This is a genomic window from Frankia sp. AiPs1 (genome assembly GCF_023716945.1).
GTDB lineage: Bacteria > Actinomycetota > Actinomycetes > Frankiales > Frankiaceae > Frankia.
Genome location: NZ_JAMQQF010000088.1, coordinates 1 through 16,737, shown reverse-complemented (window position 1 = coordinate 16,737; position 16,737 = coordinate 1). Strand labels below are relative to the sequence as shown.

Below are 16,737 nucleotides of genomic sequence, written 5' to 3'. Positions count from 1 at the left end.
CCCCGACGCCCCGGCCGCCGGCGGCCGGCCCGCTCCCGCCGCCCAGCCTGCCGCGCCCGCCAGTCCGGAGCTGTTCGAGAATCCCTGTGACACCACCGGTGGGGGTGTGGCTCCGCTGGCGTCGTCGTGCCGTCCGGTTACTCCTGATCAGACTTGCTGGCAGTCGGGTAACCGTTACACCGACCGCTACGACGAGACTCAGGCCCGTATCTGCGCGCAGGGCGGTTCCGCTGGCGGACCGGCTGGTGGGGCGTTGGAGTCGTGCACGCCGAACAGTTTCGATGGTGACACCGCGGTTCTGATGGCCGACGGGACCCGTAAGCGGATCCGGGATGTCAGGGTCGGTGATCGGGTGTTGGCTACCGATCCGGTGACTGGTCGTACCGAGGCTCGTACGGTGACGGCGTTGATCGTGGGCCAGGGTTTGAAGCATCTGGTGGCGGTCAGTGTCGACACCGGCCATGGTTCGGCGGCCCTGACGGCGACGGATCATCATCCGTTCTGGGATGATGTCGACCACGGCTGGGTCGATGCCGACGACCTGACCTCCGCCGACGAGCTTCGTACCCCGACCGGCAGCCACATCCGGGTCACCGCGACCCGCGAGTACGACCGCACCCAGACCGTCTACAACCTCACCGTCGACACCCTCCACACCTACTACGTCCTCGCCGGCCAGACACCTGTCCTTGTCCACAACGCTGGTGCTCTCGGTCCCGACGAGATGTACCTGTGGCGGGCGGTCACTGGGGCTGAGCTGACAGATCTGCAGGGTACGCGTCAATTTAGAAGTACACAGGGGGTCAAATACTTCTCGTTCACGGAGCAAGGCGCGGCCGAGTACGCCCGCCGGGCGTACGGGAACTGGCCAGGGGAAGGTCCTTATACAATGATCCGAACGGTGGCAAAGAAAGCCGATATTCCGGGGCTCGCGAATATGCCTCATACGTCGGATGTGGTGGATGGAGGAATTGCTCTTCAGGACGATGTGCTTTCGAAACTCGGGCGCCCGAGGATCATTCCCAGCATGAGCGCAACGGCGGGGTGTCGGTGAGATATGTAATTGCATCGGCTTCAGCGATGATCCTTGCTCGGGTTCAGGAGAAGCTCTCTGACTGGTCCGGAGTTGAGTTCAGAGTTGGCAGGGTCCCCGACACGTGGAGCGGCTGTGACGCGATGGTCATGTGGTGGCCTCTTGCGCACGATCGCTTTGGAGGGATCCCGGAGCCCGGTGTCGCCAAGGTGCTACGGAATGGTCGCGGCGATGACCTGCCGGGAATCATTCTCGCGACACCGTCGGGGCCCGGCATGACGTCCGGAGTAGGAACTTCTAGAGCTGAAATTGAGGACTATTCTTTTAGAGCGCTCGAATCATGCTTTCGAGAGTACCGTCGCAGATTCCCTGAAAGTGACGAGAAGTCAAAGATCCTTGTCCATATCGAAGCATCCGGCCTCGATATCCCAGACCTGGACTCTTCGATACGGGGGATCGCTCGGGCCCTTCAGATTTCGCCGGGAGAGGCCGATAAACAAGTTAACCACGATGATTGAAGTCGAGACTCTCCTAAGGCGGCCCGATGGCAGCTTCGTGCAGGTAGAGAGAGTTCGACGAAGGCCTCCGGATGGTCGCTATATCAAAGGCGCCATAAATCTCTCCATCAACGGCAAGAAAATCATATCCGAGAGAGAGTGGGATTACATCGATCAACTCTGGTCATACATTTCAAACTTGGTGGGATCGCTAGCCGTGATGAAGCAAGTATCGACATATTTCCCGGATCAACCGGTATTCCTCGAATTTCGTCGATCCGGTCGAGAGATGCTCATTGTCTCATGCAAGTCCGGTGCCGAGACGAGGCAGGCGAATGTCGGGGAACGGGAATTCCTGAACGCGCTTCGGACAGCCGGCGACATCTTCTTTCGAAAAATGTCGGCCCTTCTGCCGGAAAACTCCGAGGGCTATGAGATCGCTCGCCTTTCGTTGATGTCGTGAATCTTTTCGTATCTGTCCGGAGATCAACAAAGTATGAAGTAAAACTTGGTGGGGATTCTGTAGTCTTTGGTGACACCGCGGTTCTGATGGCGGACGCCAGCTGTAAGCCGATCCGGGACGTCAAGGTCGGTGACCGGGTTTGGCCACAGGCCCGGCCACGGCCGCACGGAGGCCCGTACCGTCAGGGCGTTGATCGTGGGCCAGGGCCTGAAGCATCTGGTCGCGGTCAGTGTCGACACCGGCCACGACACGGCGACCCTGACGGCGACGGATCATCATCCGTTCTGGGATCATGCAGACTGACCCGCAGCGATGCCAGGCCGCGGACGTGCCCGGCGAGCTGGAGTTCGACACCAAGCCCGCCCTCGCCCGCCGCATGATCGAGTCCGCGCTCGATGCCGGGATCCCAGGACAGTGGGCCGGCGGCGACGAGGTCTACGGCAACGACCCCGCTCTGCGCGCCGCCCTCGCCCGCTGCGGGCTCGGCTACGTCCTCGCCGTCGCGAAGAACCACCCGATCCCCACAAACGCCGGGAAACGCAAGGCGATCGACCTCGCGGTCAGCCTGCCCGAACACGCGTGTTGGAGGGCGCGATTGGTGACGGGCTAACAGCGCATCACCTGCCCCAGGATGCATTGCCTTCCTCCCGCGGTCGGAGGGCGGCGCAATCCTGATGACTCAGGCGGACTGTATACTTTCCCGCACATGTGGTTCGAAGGGCCTGGCCGCCAAAACTCGGAGATAGGACTTTCGTTCAGAGAAGTGCTCGCGAGAGATATCTGGAACATGCGACAGATCGGTGAGTGCGTGTACGGAGGCCCTACCTATTTCAATCCGGGAATCAGGGGCTCTTGCCATAATATCTAGGTGTCGGGATGCTCTAGAAGGGGAGAATGATGTTGCGTAAGGCGGTGAAAGACCTGGTGGAGACTGGACCGCTTCCGGGAGAGAGGGGTGCGACCCCCGGTGGCATGGAGGATCGAGAGAATCTACTGGGTCAGATTTCTTCGCCTGTATCGGACGAGGAGGCGCAGGCTCTTCTGGGAGTCTTTGGCTCGGATGGATGTTTCGGGCTCGCATGGACTCTTCTCCACCTGATCGAAACCGCGCCAAACGCTCGTTCGGCAGATTACTCAAATTTCTCAGAAAATGAATGAGTGAAGCTTCTCGAGGCACGCCGCCAGATTTCATAATCCCTGGGTCGTGCTACGAGGTCGAAGGCGATAGGCTTGAGCGGGTAGCGGCCAGTGAGAGCTTGCGGGGCCCGCGGCGGCGGTGACGGGCGTCGGGGGTGCGGCCATCGCCACCGCGGTCGGTGACACGTCCGCGGTCGGGCTACCGGCCCTCGATGCGCCGCCGGAATTTGACCACGAGTCAATGTGGGCTGCCCTTCTTGGTGTTTCTAGAGAAAAGAAAATCGGCATCGAAGAGGCCGTGCTTTCGAGGAGTCATCGCTACCGCGATGGATTTCCGGAGTCCAATAGTTAGACGGATTCGCGAGAAGCCCCGCCGAAATAAATTCGGCGGGGCTTCTGTGGTTTTTGACGGCAGTAGTTGACGCGCAGACTTTGTGCACGGCGCCGGGGTTGGCGTTGGAGTCGTGCACGCCGAACAGTTTCGATGGTGACACCGCGGTTCTGATGGCCGACGGGACCCGTAAGCCGATTCGGGATGTCAGGGTCGGTGATCGGGTGCTGGCTACCGATCCGGTGACCGGTCGTACTGAGGCTCGTACGGTGACGGCGTTGATCGTGGGCCGGGGCTTGAAGCATCTGGTGGCGGTCAGTGTCGACACCGGCCATGGTTCGGCGACCCTGACGGCGACGGATCATCATCCGTTCTGGGATGATGTCGACCACGCCTGGGTCGACGCCGACGACCTGACCTCCGCCGACACCCTGCGCACCCCCACCGGCAGCCACATCCGGGTCACCGCGACCCGCGAGTACGACCGCACCCAGACCGTCTACAACCTCACCGTCGACACCCTCCACACCTACTACGTCCTCGCCGGCACCACGGCCGTCCTCGTCCACAACTGCAGTGAGACCACGACGATTCACCGAACCTCGCCGCTCGAGAGAGGCAGCTCGGAGCTTGACGAAGGGCTCAATTTCGACCACTTCCCTCGTAGCGACGACGGTTCGTACGATGGTGCGGCGCACTTCGGAAACGAGAAGACAGCAACTGAATGGGCGCAGGGGTCGCTCGACACTCACGGGGTGGGTTTTCAGGTGGAGGTTCCGACTTCCTGGCTTCGAGCACAGATTGATGCAGGACGCATTGAGGAGTGGGAGGGGATGACCGAGGATCACATGGAATACGTGATTCCACGCGAGCTCTTCGATGAGTTCAACTCCTTCCCAAGATCTCCTTGGAGTGGCAGATGAGCGATGCATTTCCACGCCTGGCGAAGTGGCAGATCGTCACCGCGGTCGTGGTCGACCGAATGCCGTACGGACTTAGGGTCCGAGTACCCTCCGGAGAGATTGGAGTAGTTGACCGGGCATTAATCGACGATCTACCAATATATCTCTCCGAGTGGCCAGTTCCTGGCGATCAACTAACTTTGGTCTCGGGTGGATACACCTCAGGTGGACAGTTGCGCCTCAGTGCCCGTACCTCCGACCTCGAGCTCGCAAGGACGCGATCCAGCGGCAAACCTGTCTAAACGGACGGCTCCATGCGATCACTCGCCACATCGAACCCGGCGAGATCCGGGGAACCACTGGGCGAGGTGGGGTGGGCTGAAGTCGAGTCGGGGGTCTCGAGAGGGGGAGAGCCCCGGGCGCACCTCTCCCCGGCAGCCAGTCTGATTCCTGCGACACTCCGAACAGTTTTGACGGTGCCACCGAGGTCCTCATGGCCGATGGCACCCGCAAGCGCATTGACGAGGCGAAGGTCGGTGACCGGGTCCTGGCCACCGACCCCACCACCGGCCGTACCGAGGTTCACACCGTCACCGCCGTCATCGTCGGCCATGGCCTGAAGCATCTTGTCGATGTCACCGTCGCCACGGCGGACGGTCCACGAACCCTCACCGCCACCGATCATCATCCTTTCTGGGATGATGCCCACCACGGCTGGGTCGACGCCGACCAGCTCACCTCCGCCGACCGGCTGCGCACTCCCACCGGCGTCGACATCCCCGTCACCACCACCCATGACCGCGACCAGACCCAGACCGTCTACAACCTCACCGTCGACACCCTCCACACCTACAGTAACTGGTCACCCAGATAAGTCAATCATAGTGATTGGATCTGATGGGGGAGGGGGGCTACTTGCGGTACTCGGGGAGGAGGGAAGTGTTCACCGTCTCGCCGGTGGCGCTCTCGTTGGCGACCTTTATGATGCCACCGAGAACGAGGTCGAGCGGCTCGCTGACGATATCGAAGAATTTCTTCAGTATCTATACGATGAAGTGCGTCGACAATTGGCATGATATGTGCTTTGTCGCGCGCCGGCGGGCAGGATGAAGAAGGCCGGCGCCGCAACCGCGAGAGCTGGCCGCCTGGGAGTCATGTCGCCCTGCACAAGCAGGCCTACCTGTTCGTCCGCGTCACGATGCCGTGCCCAGAACCGTTCGTGGGCTTCGTGCTGGCCTGGTCCTGGTGGCGACCGCCGCTACCAGGCACGCGCCCGGACCAGCCACTACTGCCGCCAGGCCGCAGCCCTACAACTCGATTGATCGCAAGTCTCGGGCTGGAGTATCAGGAGAGACGCGCAGTCGGCAGCACGGCACGCACATGCGCGGGAAGCGGCGGGGCGTGCCGGGTGAGCAGGTCGAGAAAGGCCGCGCTCAGCGGGTCGGGTTCGGCGCGTGAGAAGGCGGCCAGCGGGCGGCGCAGCGGTGGGTCGACCCGCAGAACCCGTCCGCCGAAGGGATCGGGCACGATGCTGGCGGGGACGAGGGCCGGGCCGAGCCCGGCGGCGGCGAGGATCGGGGCGGCCGCGGTCTGTTCGGTGCGCACCGCGGCGTGGGGCCGGAACCCGGCGTGGGCGGCGGCCCGGTCCAGTACATCGGCGAGGCCGTGACCGGGGGCGTAGTGCACCCAGTCCCGGGTGGCGAGGCGGCCGAGCTCGATCTGGGTCGCCGCGGCGGGTACGGCCGGGTCGCCCGGCGGCAGCACGACGACGAACTCCTCCTCGCCGAGCGGCCTGACCGGGCCGTCCCAGTTCGGCGGCGGCGGTCCGATCGCGAGGTCGGCCTGCCCGGCGAGCATCGCCTCGGCGAGCTCGTCGGCATGCCGATGTTCGAACAGGCGTACCCGTACCCCTTCGTACGCCCGGTGCCAGGCTCGCAGCACCGGCGGCAGCACCCCCAGGGTCACCGAGTAAACAGTGGCGACCTGCACCTCGCCGCGTTCGAGCCCGGCGGCGCGCCGTGCTGCGCACCTGGCCCGTTCGGCCTCGGCGAGCGCGGTGCGGGCGTGGGGGAGCAGCGCCCGGCCCATCGGAGTCAACCGGACCGCACGCGGGAGCCGCTCGAGCAGCGCGCCACCGACCGCGTGCTCCAGCGCCCGCACCTGGTGGGACAGCGCCGGCTGGCTGACGTGCAGCAGCGCTGCCGCCCGGGTGAACGATCCCTCGTCGACGATCCGCACCAGGTACTCAAGCTGCCGCAGCGTTGTCATGAACAAATTCTATGGAACCTACAACAACCATGTCTTCGACTTATGAATCGGTGGCGCGCAGGCTCGAGGCGGCGGGCTACGCCCGAAGCAGCCCGGACCTGGGCCCGGACCGGACCCGGGCCCGGCATGGTCGATGTCAGGAGCAGCGGATGATCCACAGCTATGCCACCCACCCCGCGGGCGCCGGTCCCGCGGAGAAGGTCGCTCTCGTGGTCGGTGCCCAGGGGGTGATCGGCCGCACCCTCGTCGAGCATCTCGCCGGCCTCGGAGACTGGGAGGTCATCGGGGTGTCGCGCCGCGGCGGCCCACCGGCGCCGCGGGTGCGCCACGTCGCCGTCGACCTGCTCGACCTCGACGCCACCCGGGCCGCGCTCGGTGGCCTGCGCACGGTGACCCACGTGTTCTACGCCGCCTATCAGGACCGGCCGACCTGGGCCGAGCTCGTCGGGCCGAACCTGGCGATGCTGACGAACGTCGTCGAGACCGTCGACGCGGCGAGCCCGGCGCTGCGCCACGTCAGCCTGATGCAGGGTTACAAGGTGTACGGCGCGCACCTCGGCCCGTTCAGGACCCCGGCGCGGGAGTCCGACGCCGGGCACATGCCGCCGGAGTTCAACGTCGACCAGCAGGCCTATCTGGTGGCCCGCAGCCGGGATGCGGCCTGGAGCTGGTCGGCGATCCGTCCGTCGGTCGTGTGCGGGTTCGCCACGGGCACTCCGATGAACCTCGTGATGGTCCTCGCGGTGTACGCGTCGATGTCGAAGGAACTCGGCCTCCCGCTGCGCTTCCCCGGCGCACCGGGGGCCTACGACGCGCTGCTGGAGGTCACCGACGCCGGCCTGCTCGCGAAGGCGACCGTGTGGGCGGCGACCACCGAGGCGTGCGCCGGCCAGGCGTTCAACATCAACAACGGTGACCTGTTCCGGTGGAGCGAGCTGTGGCCGGCGATCGGCCGCTACTTCGGCCTGGAGGTCGCCCCGGCGCTGCCGATGAGGCTCGACTCCGTCATGGCGGACAAGGAGGAGCTGTGGAAGGCGATGACCGCCCGCCACGGCCTCGCCGGCCACGCCTATCAGGAGGTCTCGTCCTGGGGGTTCGGCGACGCGGTGTTCTCCTGGGACTACGACATGATCGCCGACGGTTCGAAGGCCCGCCGCTTCGGCTTCCACGAGTACGTCGAGACCGAGACGATGTTCCACGCCCTCTTCGACGACCTCCGCCGCCGCCGGGTCATCCCCTGACCGGCCCCGTCGGCGCCCGTGACGTCGCCGGGCCCGCCGACCTCCTGGTTGTCACGGCGTCGCGGCAGGTGTCTGCTGACGAGCGGGCACGCGCGCGCCGCCGCTGCCTGACGTCGGCGCGGGGACGAGCGTGCCGGACGTCGTCCGTGCCCCGGCGTGAAGGACGGCGTACGGCAGGCCTTGCGGCACCCGCCCGGGCAGGAGATCCCCTGCCTCGTAGCCGGCGGTGGCTTCCGCTCGGGGGAGGATATCGCGGCGAAACTTACAGAGAGGGTATTCGACTCTCGCCGAATTACTGAGCTCTACACGGAGCTCGACCTTCGCGGTTATGCGGCGGCGGCGCCGAAGAGTTGTTGGGCGTCTTCGGTCGTGACTCCTGGCCGTGACGGGGTGAAGTTGGGCTTCGACCTGGGGATAATGAAACACTCGCCCGCTGCAATGATCGCTTTCACTAGTTGAACGGTCTGGCCGGTCTGTGTGGCCGCCGGTTTGGTCTGCCGGTGTGGTCGTAGTGCAACGTTCATGTTCAGGCTACTTCCTGTCAGCCTGCCCTGGTTAGCGTCGACGACCGGGGAGAGACGGAGCTGGTGGAATGGTTGACCCGAATGGGTGACCGGACCGACCGTACGGCCGAGCTGTGGCTCGGCCGTAACGGGAGCCCTGTCGGGCCGGCTCCCGGCGCGGTGAATCGGATCAGGGCACCTGCCGACGAACCGCATCACTATCCGAGCGGGCTGACCGAGGCTATTGCCGGGCTCGCCGCGAAGGAAATTCAGATGTTCTCCGACCAGGTGCGGATCCAGCAGCGGCGTCACCTTGCACCGACTCGCGCCCTGTACGTTCTGCTCGAGACCGGTGTGCACGCCGGCCTGGAGTGGCAGCGGCTGACAACCTGTACTTCCTGTGCCAGGTCATCACCGAACAACGGCCGGCGGATCGCGCGATGTGGCTGACTTTGTTTGACCAGGCTGGGCTGGAGGCCGTCGCCCTCGCGCATCCCGACCTCACCGTCGAATCCACCGCTCTGACGCTCGGGTTCCTGGTCCGTCCGAACCTGCGCTGCGACTTCCCCACCCACTGAGTCTTCCCCACTCGCTGCGCCGCTCCGTGGCCCGAGACCAAGGGATGTTCCCCCATGTCCGCTCTGCCCTACCCGCACGAGCTGTCTGCGGTGGCCGGCGACGGCACCCTTGTAGACGCGGTCTGGGCGCAGGTCGCCGCTCGTCCGCTCGCCCCCGCCGTCGTGGACGGCAGCATGGAGTGGAACTACCGGCAACTGCGGGAGCGGGTCGACGCCGTGGCCAGCCAGTTACTGGGCACCGGTGTGCGCCGTGGCGACGCCGTCGGCCTGTGCGCCCCGCGTGGCCGGGAGACGGTGGTCGGCATGCTTGCCGCGCTCGCTGTGGGAGCGGCCTTCCTTCCCCTCGACCCTCACGAAGTGCCCGACTTCCACGACGACATGCCCGCCCCGCCGCCGCAGGCGCTGCTCCGGGCCGCCGAGCTTGGCGTTGGGGTTGTCATGGCGCCCCGCCGCTGGCATCCCAGGTTTGCCGACACCGCCTGGCGCTGTGTTGACCTCGATCGTGAGGTTGACCTGGACCGGGCGATTGACCTGGACCGGGAGCGGGCCGGCCGGAGCCTGCCGCCGCCGGCCGCGGGCCCCGACACGCCCGAGGACATCGCCTGCGTCCTGATGACGTCGGGCAGTACGGGGCGACCGAAGCCGGTGGCAATCCCAGGCGCGGCGCTGTGCCACGTGATCACTGCCCTCGTCGACGTGTACGAGCTGCGCCCGGACGACCGGGTGCTGCAGTTCGCCCCGGCCACCGCCGACGTCAGCCTCGAAGAGATCTTCACGACGCTGGCGGCGGGGGCGACGGTCGTGGTCCGGGACGACGACATGATCTCTTCCCCGGCCCGGTTGCTGGCCCGTGCCGCCGAGCTCGGCCTGACCGTGCTCTCGCTGCCCACCGCGTTCTGGCACGAGGTCGTCGATGGCATGGTTCGTGACGGGCTGGTCCTGCCGCCGTCGGTGCGTCTGGTCACCGTCGGCGGGGAGGGACCGCGAGGGCAACGCGTCGAGGACTGGCGCCGGCTCACGGCCGGCTCGGCCACCCGGCTGGTCAACGTCTACGGGCCCACCGAGACCACGATCGTCGCCACCACCGAGGAGCTGGCCGGCCCGACGGTGCCCGCACCCACAGACATGATCGTCTCGGTCGGGCGCCCGCTGCCCGGCGTGCAGATCATCATCGAGGATCCCGACGGACATCCGGTCGAGCTCGGCGAGGACGGCGAGCTGGTCATCTCCGGACCCACCGTGGCCGCCGGTTACCTCGGCCTGCCCGAAGGCTCCTCTGGTGGTTTCAGCACCGGTCCCGACGGCGCCCGCCGCTACCGGACAGGTGATCGAGCCCGCCGGCTTCCCGACGGCCGGTACGTGGTGCTCGGCCGCCTCGACCGGCAGGTCAAGGTGCGCGGGTTCCGCGTCGATCTGGCCGAGGTGGAGAAGGCGATGCTGGCCGGCCCCGGAGTGCGCGACGCCGTGGCCGTCTACGATCCCGAGTCCGCCGGGCTGATCGGCTACGTGCTGCCGGTGGGGACGCTCTCCCCACCGGATCTGAAGCGGCTGCGTCGACGCCTGAGCGAGACGCTGCCCGCGGTGGCCGTGCCGTCCCGCCTGTTCCCCGTGGAGTCGTTTCCCCGCACCGATCGAGACAAGATCGACTATGCGGCGCTGGTGGCGCTGGCCGGCACCGCCGCGGCCACCTCGCCACCCGCCGCACCCGCCGCACCCGGGGCATCCGGTGATCGGCCGGCGGCGACCGATCGCAAGCAGCGGATGTGCGCCGTGGTCAGCGACGCGCTCGACGGAACCCCGGTCGAACCCGACGACTCGTTCTTCGCGCTCGGGGCCCACTCGCTCAGCATGGTCCGGATCGTGGCCGGGGTTGCGCGGGAGTTCGGCGTGGAGCTCGCCATGTCCACGGTGTACGCCCGCCCGACCGCGGCTGGGCTGCTCGCCCTCGTGGACGAGGCCGACGCCGCGCGCCGTACCGACCCCGCCAACTCGGCCGACCCCGCCAGTCCGGCTGACCCTGCCAGTCCGGCCGACCCCGCCAGTCCGGCCGACCCCGCCGTCCCCACCAGCCCAGCCGGCGTCGGCGCGGGGGAGTCGGACCGGCCGGCGCCGCTGACCGCCTTTCAGCGCGACATGTGGTTGGCGGAGCAGCTCGCCCCGGGCACCCCGATGCACACCCTCGGACTGCGCTTCCGCCTGGACGGGGTCGACGACCCGGGCCGTCTCGCCACCGCCCTGCGTGCTCTGGTCGCCGGCCATGATGCCTTCCGCGCGGTCGTGCGGGAAGGCGCCGACGGACCGACCCTCAGGGTTGGCGCGCAGCTCCCCGGGCAGCTCCCCGCGCTGCCCTTCGAGGTGCACGACCTGCGTACAATCCCCGGCCGGCAACGGGCCGAGCGCCGAGCCGAGCTTGCCGCCCGCCGCGGGCGCACGGTCTTCGACATCGCCACCGGCCCGCTGCTGGCCGCCACCGCGATCCGGTTCGGGGACCGGGAGTGGGAACTCGTCGTGGCCGTGCACCATCTGGTGTTCGACGGCTGGTCGGTCGTGGTGTTCGCCGAGCGGCTCGCCGCGCTGCTGGCCGGACAGACCCCGGCGGAGCTGCCCTCGTTCGCCGGCCATCTGCGGCGGCGACGGACCGAGCCTCGCACCCTCGAGCACTGGATCGACCGCCTCGCCGCGGTCGACACCGACGTGGAGGTCCCCGCCGACCGGCCCCGTCCACCGGTGCGCTCCTTCGCCGGCGCCACCCACCGGATCACCCTGCCCCCGGACCTGCTGGCCGCCGTCGAACGCGCCGCCCGAGCCCGGGCCACGACCCCCTCGGCGCTGCTGCTCGCCGGGGTGTCCGCCCTGATCGCCCGGCTCAGCGGGCACGGCGACGTCACCGTGCTCAGCCCGCTGGCCCACCGGAGCCCCGACACCGCCGCCGGCATCGGTGCCTACCTCACGGTCGTGCCGCTGCGGGTCGACCTCCGCGACGACCCGGACGCCGCCACCGCGATCGGCCGGGCCGGCGACGCTCTGATCGACGCCCTCGGCCACCCGGACGTGGCGCTGGACGAGCTGGTCCGGGCGCTGCCGGTGCGGCCACACCCCGACCGCGGCCCGCTGACCCAGGTGATGCTCAACATCATCACGGTCGCTCCGGCCCGGGCCCGCCGCGGCGACATCGCCGTCGAGCACCTCGGCGACACCGCTTCCGGCGGCGCCAAGCTCGACCTGAACCTGACCGTGGACCTGGCCCGGCCGGGCGCGCCGGAGCTCGCCGTCGAGTACGCCACGGACCTGTTCGCCCCGGCCACCGCCGCACGCCTGCTCGATCACCTGCTGATCCTGCTGCGCGACCTCGTCGAGCACCCCGGCCGGCCGGTCAGCCGGCTGGCGCTGCTGTCGCCGGCCCAGCGCGACGCCGTCCTGGCAGCCGCGGTGACCCCGGCCCCCGACGGCGATCCCGACGGCGATCCCGACACAGACGCCGACACCGACACCGACGGCGCAGACGTCCACGACCGCCCGCGCGGTGGGACGCACCTGCTGGTCAGCGAACAGGCCCGGCTGTACCCGAACGCCACGGCCGTCCGCGACGGCGACGTGAGCTGGACCTATCCCGAGCTGGAGCGGCGCGCCGACGTCCTCGGCGCGCGGCTGCTGGCCGTGGGGGTGATGCCCGGGGACCGGGTGGCGATTTGCCTGCCCCGCGGCCGGGACGCCTACGCCGCCGTGCTGGCGGTGTGGCGCGCCGGGGCCGCCTACGTGCCGCTGGACCCGCAGTACCCCGAGGACCGGCTGCGGTACATGCTCGCCGACAGCGGCGCGACGGTGGTGCTGACCCGCCCCGGGACCTGGCCGGGCGAACTCACCGACGCGGTGGCCGTGGACGTCACCACGGACGTCGGCCTGACCAGGGACGTCGGCCTGACGACGGACGCTGGCCTGACCACGGACGCCGGCCCGGCGGCGTCGCTGCCGGGCTGGCGCCCGCCGTGGCCGCAGAGCGCGCCGACGGCAGCCGCCTACGTGATCTACACCTCCGGTACCACGGGCCGGCCCAAGGGCGTCGTCGTCGCGCACGCCAATCTGCACCACGCCGCGGCGATGTGGCGTCACGCCTACGACCTGCGGCCCGGTGAACGGCATCTGCAGGGCGCCAACATCTCGTTCGACGTGTTCGCCGGCGAGACGCTGCGGGCCCTGACCACCGGCGGCTGCCTGGTGGCCTGTCCGCAGGAGACCCTGCTGGACCCGGCGGCGCTGGCCGCGCTGCTGGTCGAGGAGCGGATCGCGGTCGTCGAGCTGGTGCCGGCCGTGCTGCGCCGGCTGCTCGACCAGGTGGAGCCGGCGACCGGCGGCCCGCCGCCGCTGGCCGGAATTCGGGTCCTGGCCGGGGGCGCCGACGCCTGGGCGGTGCACGAGTACCGTCGCGCCGCCCGTGCGGTCGGGCCGGGCGGGCGGGTCGTCAACTCCTACGGCGTCACCGAGGCCACGATCGACAACGCCTACTTCGACGGCGACGTCACGCACCTGCCGGCCGAAGCGCCGCTGCCGATCGGGCGTCCTTACCCCGGCAACCGGCTCTACGTCCTCGACGACCGGGCGGAGCTGGTGCCCTTCGGCGTACCGGGCGAGCTGTGGATCGGCGGGGCGGGGGTCGCGACCGGCTACCACGACCGCGCCGACCTCACCGCCACGCGGTTTCGCCCCGACCCGTTCGCCGCCGAACCCGGCGCGCGGATGTACCGCACCGGCGACCGGGCACGTCTGCGCGCCGACGGTGTGCTGGAGCTGCTGGGCCGCCTTGACGACCAGGTCAAGCTGCACGGGCATCGGATCGAGCTGGCCGAGGTCACCGCCGCGCTCGCCGCGTTGCCACAGGTCGGCGCGGCGGCGGTGGTGCTGCGGCCCGACCGGCGGGGTACACCCCGGTTGATCGGCTACGTCACCGCGCGCAACCCCGCCGACCCACCCGACCCGACCGGGCTGCGCGCGGCGCTGGCGCACTTTCTGCCCCGCCACGCCCTACCGACACAGACGGTGCTGCTCGACTCCCTGCCGCTGAACCCCAACGGCAAGGTCGACCGCCGGGCGCTGCCGGCACCCCCCGAGCCGCGGACCGCCCACGACCCGCTGACGCCGCCGTTACCACGGACACGTGACCAGCAGGAGATGGCCGCCGTCTGGCGCCACCTTCTGGGCCACGACCAGATCGGCCCCGACGACGGTTTCTTCGAGCTCGGCGGCGACTCGTTCCTCGCGTTGCGGCTCATCCGGCAGGTCGAGCAGACGTTCGGCGTCCGGATAGCGCTGCTCGACCTCTACCGGCATCCCACCATCACCCAGCTCGTCGAGCACCTCGAGACCAGGCGTGGCTCGGTCGACGGGCCACCCGCGCGGCCCGACGCGCTGCTACACCGGCTCACCGCCGCGGACGGATCGGCCGGCGCGGGCACGATCGTCTGCATCCCGTACTCGGGTGGTCAGGCGGTCTCGTTCGAGCCGCTGGCCGCCGCGCTGCCCGACGGCTGGGCGCTGTACGCGGCGCAGTTTCCCGGCCGGGACTTCAGCCGCCCCGACGAGCCGGCGCTCGCCTTCGACGAGCTGGTGTCCCGCTGCGCGGACGAGATCACCCACCTGCCCGGGCCGATCTACCTGTACGGCCACTGCCACGGCGCCGCCGTCACCATCGCGCTCGCCAACCGGCTCCAGGACCTGGGATCGCCGCAGTCCGGGGTGGCGGTCGGCGCGATGTTCCCGATGGCGCGCATGCCGGGACGCTTCTTCGACTGGATCTACCGGCGGTTCCGGGTGGACCGCCTGGTCTCCGACCGCACCATCCAGGACGAGGTCCGCGCCCTCGGCGGCGGCCTGGCCGACCTGCAGGCCGACCCGGCCGAGCAGGCCATCGTCATGCGCGCCGTGCGCCACGACGAACGCTGGTCGGAGGAGTACTTCACCCGGACGCTCACCGACCGTCACCACCCCCGGTTCTCCGCGCCGATGCTCAGCATCGTCGGCAGCAAGGACAGGGTCACCGAGCTGTACGCCGAGCGCTACCACGAATGGGAGCACTTCGCCGAGCAGGTGGACCTGGCGGTGCTGCCCCGAGCCGGGCACGGCTTCCTCAAGCACCAGGCCCCCGCGCTGGCCAGGACCCTCACCGCCTGGGCGACGGCGCTGCACGAGCCGGCCGCCACGGGATCGCCGGACGGCGCGTCCCCGCGACCCGTGCCCCACACCGCCACCGCCCACGCCGCCACCGCCCACGACACCGCCACCCGCGCCATCACGGCCAGCGGCAGGGCGGTGGACGGGCCCCGCCGCCGGTCGCCGGATCCACGTCCCGGTTTCGGCCGGTTCGCGGTGGTGGCCGCCGGGCAGCTCGTCTCCGCCATCGGCAGCGCGCTGAGCCTGCTCGTCATGAGTGTGTGGGTGCTCGATCACACCGGCCGGATCTCCGCTTTCGCCACGACGGCCGCGGTCTCCCTGCTGCCCGGCGTCCTGGTCGGCCCCGTCGCCGGCGCGGTGGCCGACCGCTACGACCGGCGCGCCGTGATGCTGGTCGCCGACCTCACCGCAGGAGCCACCACGCTCGCCATGGCCGTGCTCGTCGCCCTCAACCGGCCGAACCTGTTGGAGATCTGTCTGCTGTGCGGGCTGACCTCGGTCGCCGCAGCCTTCCAACGACCGGCCTTCCTGGCGGCCGTGGCCCAGCTGGTACCCAAACCGTTCCTCGGCCACGCCAGCGGCATCGTCCAACTCGGCGCCGGAATGGGGGCGCTGTTCGCGCCCATGATCGGCGCGGGGCTGCTGACCGTGCTGCCACTGGGCACCATCCTGCTGATCGACGCGGCCACCTTCGCCGTGGCGGTGGGCACTGTCGCCGTCGTCCGGTTCCCCGACCGGCTGTTCCGCCGCCGCGAGGAGTCGATGCGCAGGCAGCTGGCCCGGGGGGTCCGCTACGTGCTGCGCCGGCCAGGGCTGCGCGCGCTGATGGTGTTCTTCGTCGGCGACCACATTCTCTACGCCATCGGCTTCACCCTCATCCAGCCGATGGTGCTGCTCGATCACGGAGTCGGCACGCTCGGCGTGGTGTTGGCCGCGGGCGGCGCCGGGGCGCTGGTCGGGGCGCTGACCATGAGCATCTGGGGTGGTACCCGGCGCCGGACCCACGGCATGTTGCTCGCCACCGCCGCGAGCAACGTGACCATCATGGTCATCGGTCTGGCCGGGGCACCCTGGCTGATCGCCGTCGGCATGTTCGGGCTCGCCTTCAGCGAGGCGCTGATCGACGGCCACTGGATGGCGCTGCTGCAGACGAAGGTGGGTCTGGAACTACAGGGCCGGGTGAACTCGCTGTTCCTCATCGTGGTCACCGTGTTCCTGCCGATCGGCTACCTGGTGATGGGACCACTCGCGGACAGCGTCCTGCGGCACACGCTCGAACCCGATGGTGCCCTGTCCGACTCGGTGGGCCCGGTCCTGGGCACCGGGCCGGGCCGAGGACTCGGGTTCGTCGTGGTGATCAGCGGGTTCCTGCTCACTGTCTGGCTGCTGCGCGCCTGGTTTACGCCGCGGCTGCGGCTGCTCGAGGACCACCTCCCCGACGCCATTCCGGACGCGGAGATCTGGGACCGCGACGCCGAGCAGGAGCGCGCCGACCGTGCCGTCCAGGCCCTCGCCACCGCCACCGCCACCCTCGCCGCCGCCGCCACCACCGCCACCGCCACCGCCGCCGTCTCCGCCACCGCGGGAGCGGGCATCGGCTCCGCTGCTCGACCCGCAGG

Annotated in this window: 10 protein-coding genes; 9 read left to right on the top strand and 1 reads right to left on the bottom strand. The window is 69.0% G+C overall.

Annotation, left to right across the window (positions count from 1 at the left end; translation table 11 throughout):
- From ND748_RS11400 to ND748_RS11375, 6 genes are all read left to right on the top strand, one after another.
- The coding region (locus ND748_RS11400; protein WP_251745675.1) for a polymorphic toxin-type HINT domain-containing protein at positions 1–1,054 on the top strand (1,054 nt) is incomplete at its 5' end.
- Positions 1,051–1,551, top strand: a complete 501-nt coding sequence (locus ND748_RS11395; RefSeq protein WP_251745674.1) for a hypothetical protein — start codon at positions 1,051–1,053, stop codon at positions 1,549–1,551. The genes ND748_RS11400 and ND748_RS11395, both read left to right, overlap by 4 nt.
- Positions 1,544–1,993 carry a hypothetical protein gene (locus ND748_RS11390; protein ID WP_251745673.1) on the top strand — a complete coding sequence of 150 codons (450 nt, stop codon included), beginning with the start codon at positions 1,544–1,546 and terminating at the stop codon, positions 1,991–1,993. Before ND748_RS11395 ends, ND748_RS11390 begins: the two co-directional genes overlap by 8 nt.
- A gap of 292 nt (positions 1,994–2,285) precedes the next feature.
- Positions 2,286–2,603 carry a transposase gene (locus ND748_RS11385; protein WP_251745672.1) on the top strand — a complete coding sequence of 106 codons (318 nt, stop codon included), beginning with the start codon at positions 2,286–2,288 and terminating at the stop codon, positions 2,601–2,603.
- Between the two features lie 977 nt (positions 2,604–3,580).
- The gene (locus ND748_RS11380) at positions 3,581–4,384 is read left to right on the top strand and encodes a polymorphic toxin-type HINT domain-containing protein (protein ID WP_251745670.1); all 804 of its coding nucleotides are present in this window, start codon (positions 3,581–3,583) and stop codon (positions 4,382–4,384) included.
- Positions 4,385–4,856: 472 nt separating this feature from the next.
- Positions 4,857–5,237 (top strand): polymorphic toxin-type HINT domain-containing protein, encoded by a 381-nt coding sequence (locus ND748_RS11375; RefSeq protein ID WP_251745669.1) that lies wholly within the window; start codon positions 4,857–4,859, stop codon positions 5,235–5,237.
- A gap of 470 nt (positions 5,238–5,707) precedes the next feature.
- Here ND748_RS11375 and ND748_RS11370 read toward each other — a convergent pair whose 3' ends face one another.
- Positions 5,708–6,631, bottom strand: a complete 924-nt coding sequence (locus ND748_RS11370) for a LysR family transcriptional regulator (protein ID WP_251745668.1) — start codon at positions 6,629–6,631, stop codon at positions 5,708–5,710.
- Positions 6,632–6,780: 149 nt separating this feature from the next.
- On the opposite strand from ND748_RS11370, the gene ND748_RS11365 reads away from it, so the two are divergent.
- From ND748_RS11365 to ND748_RS11355, 3 genes are all read left to right on the top strand, one after another.
- Positions 6,781–7,872 carry an SDR family oxidoreductase gene (locus tag ND748_RS11365; RefSeq protein ID WP_251745667.1) on the top strand — a complete coding sequence of 364 codons (1,092 nt, stop codon included), beginning with the start codon at positions 6,781–6,783 and terminating at the stop codon, positions 7,870–7,872.
- Positions 7,873–8,815: 943 nt separating this feature from the next.
- On the top strand, positions 8,816–8,953 hold the full coding sequence (locus ND748_RS11360; RefSeq protein WP_251745666.1) for a hypothetical protein: 138 nt from the start codon (positions 8,816–8,818) through the stop codon (positions 8,951–8,953).
- A gap of 54 nt (positions 8,954–9,007) precedes the next feature.
- A partial coding sequence (locus ND748_RS11355) for a non-ribosomal peptide synthetase/MFS transporter (RefSeq protein ID WP_251745664.1) occupies positions 9,008–16,737 on the top strand: 7,730 nt, incomplete at its 3' end.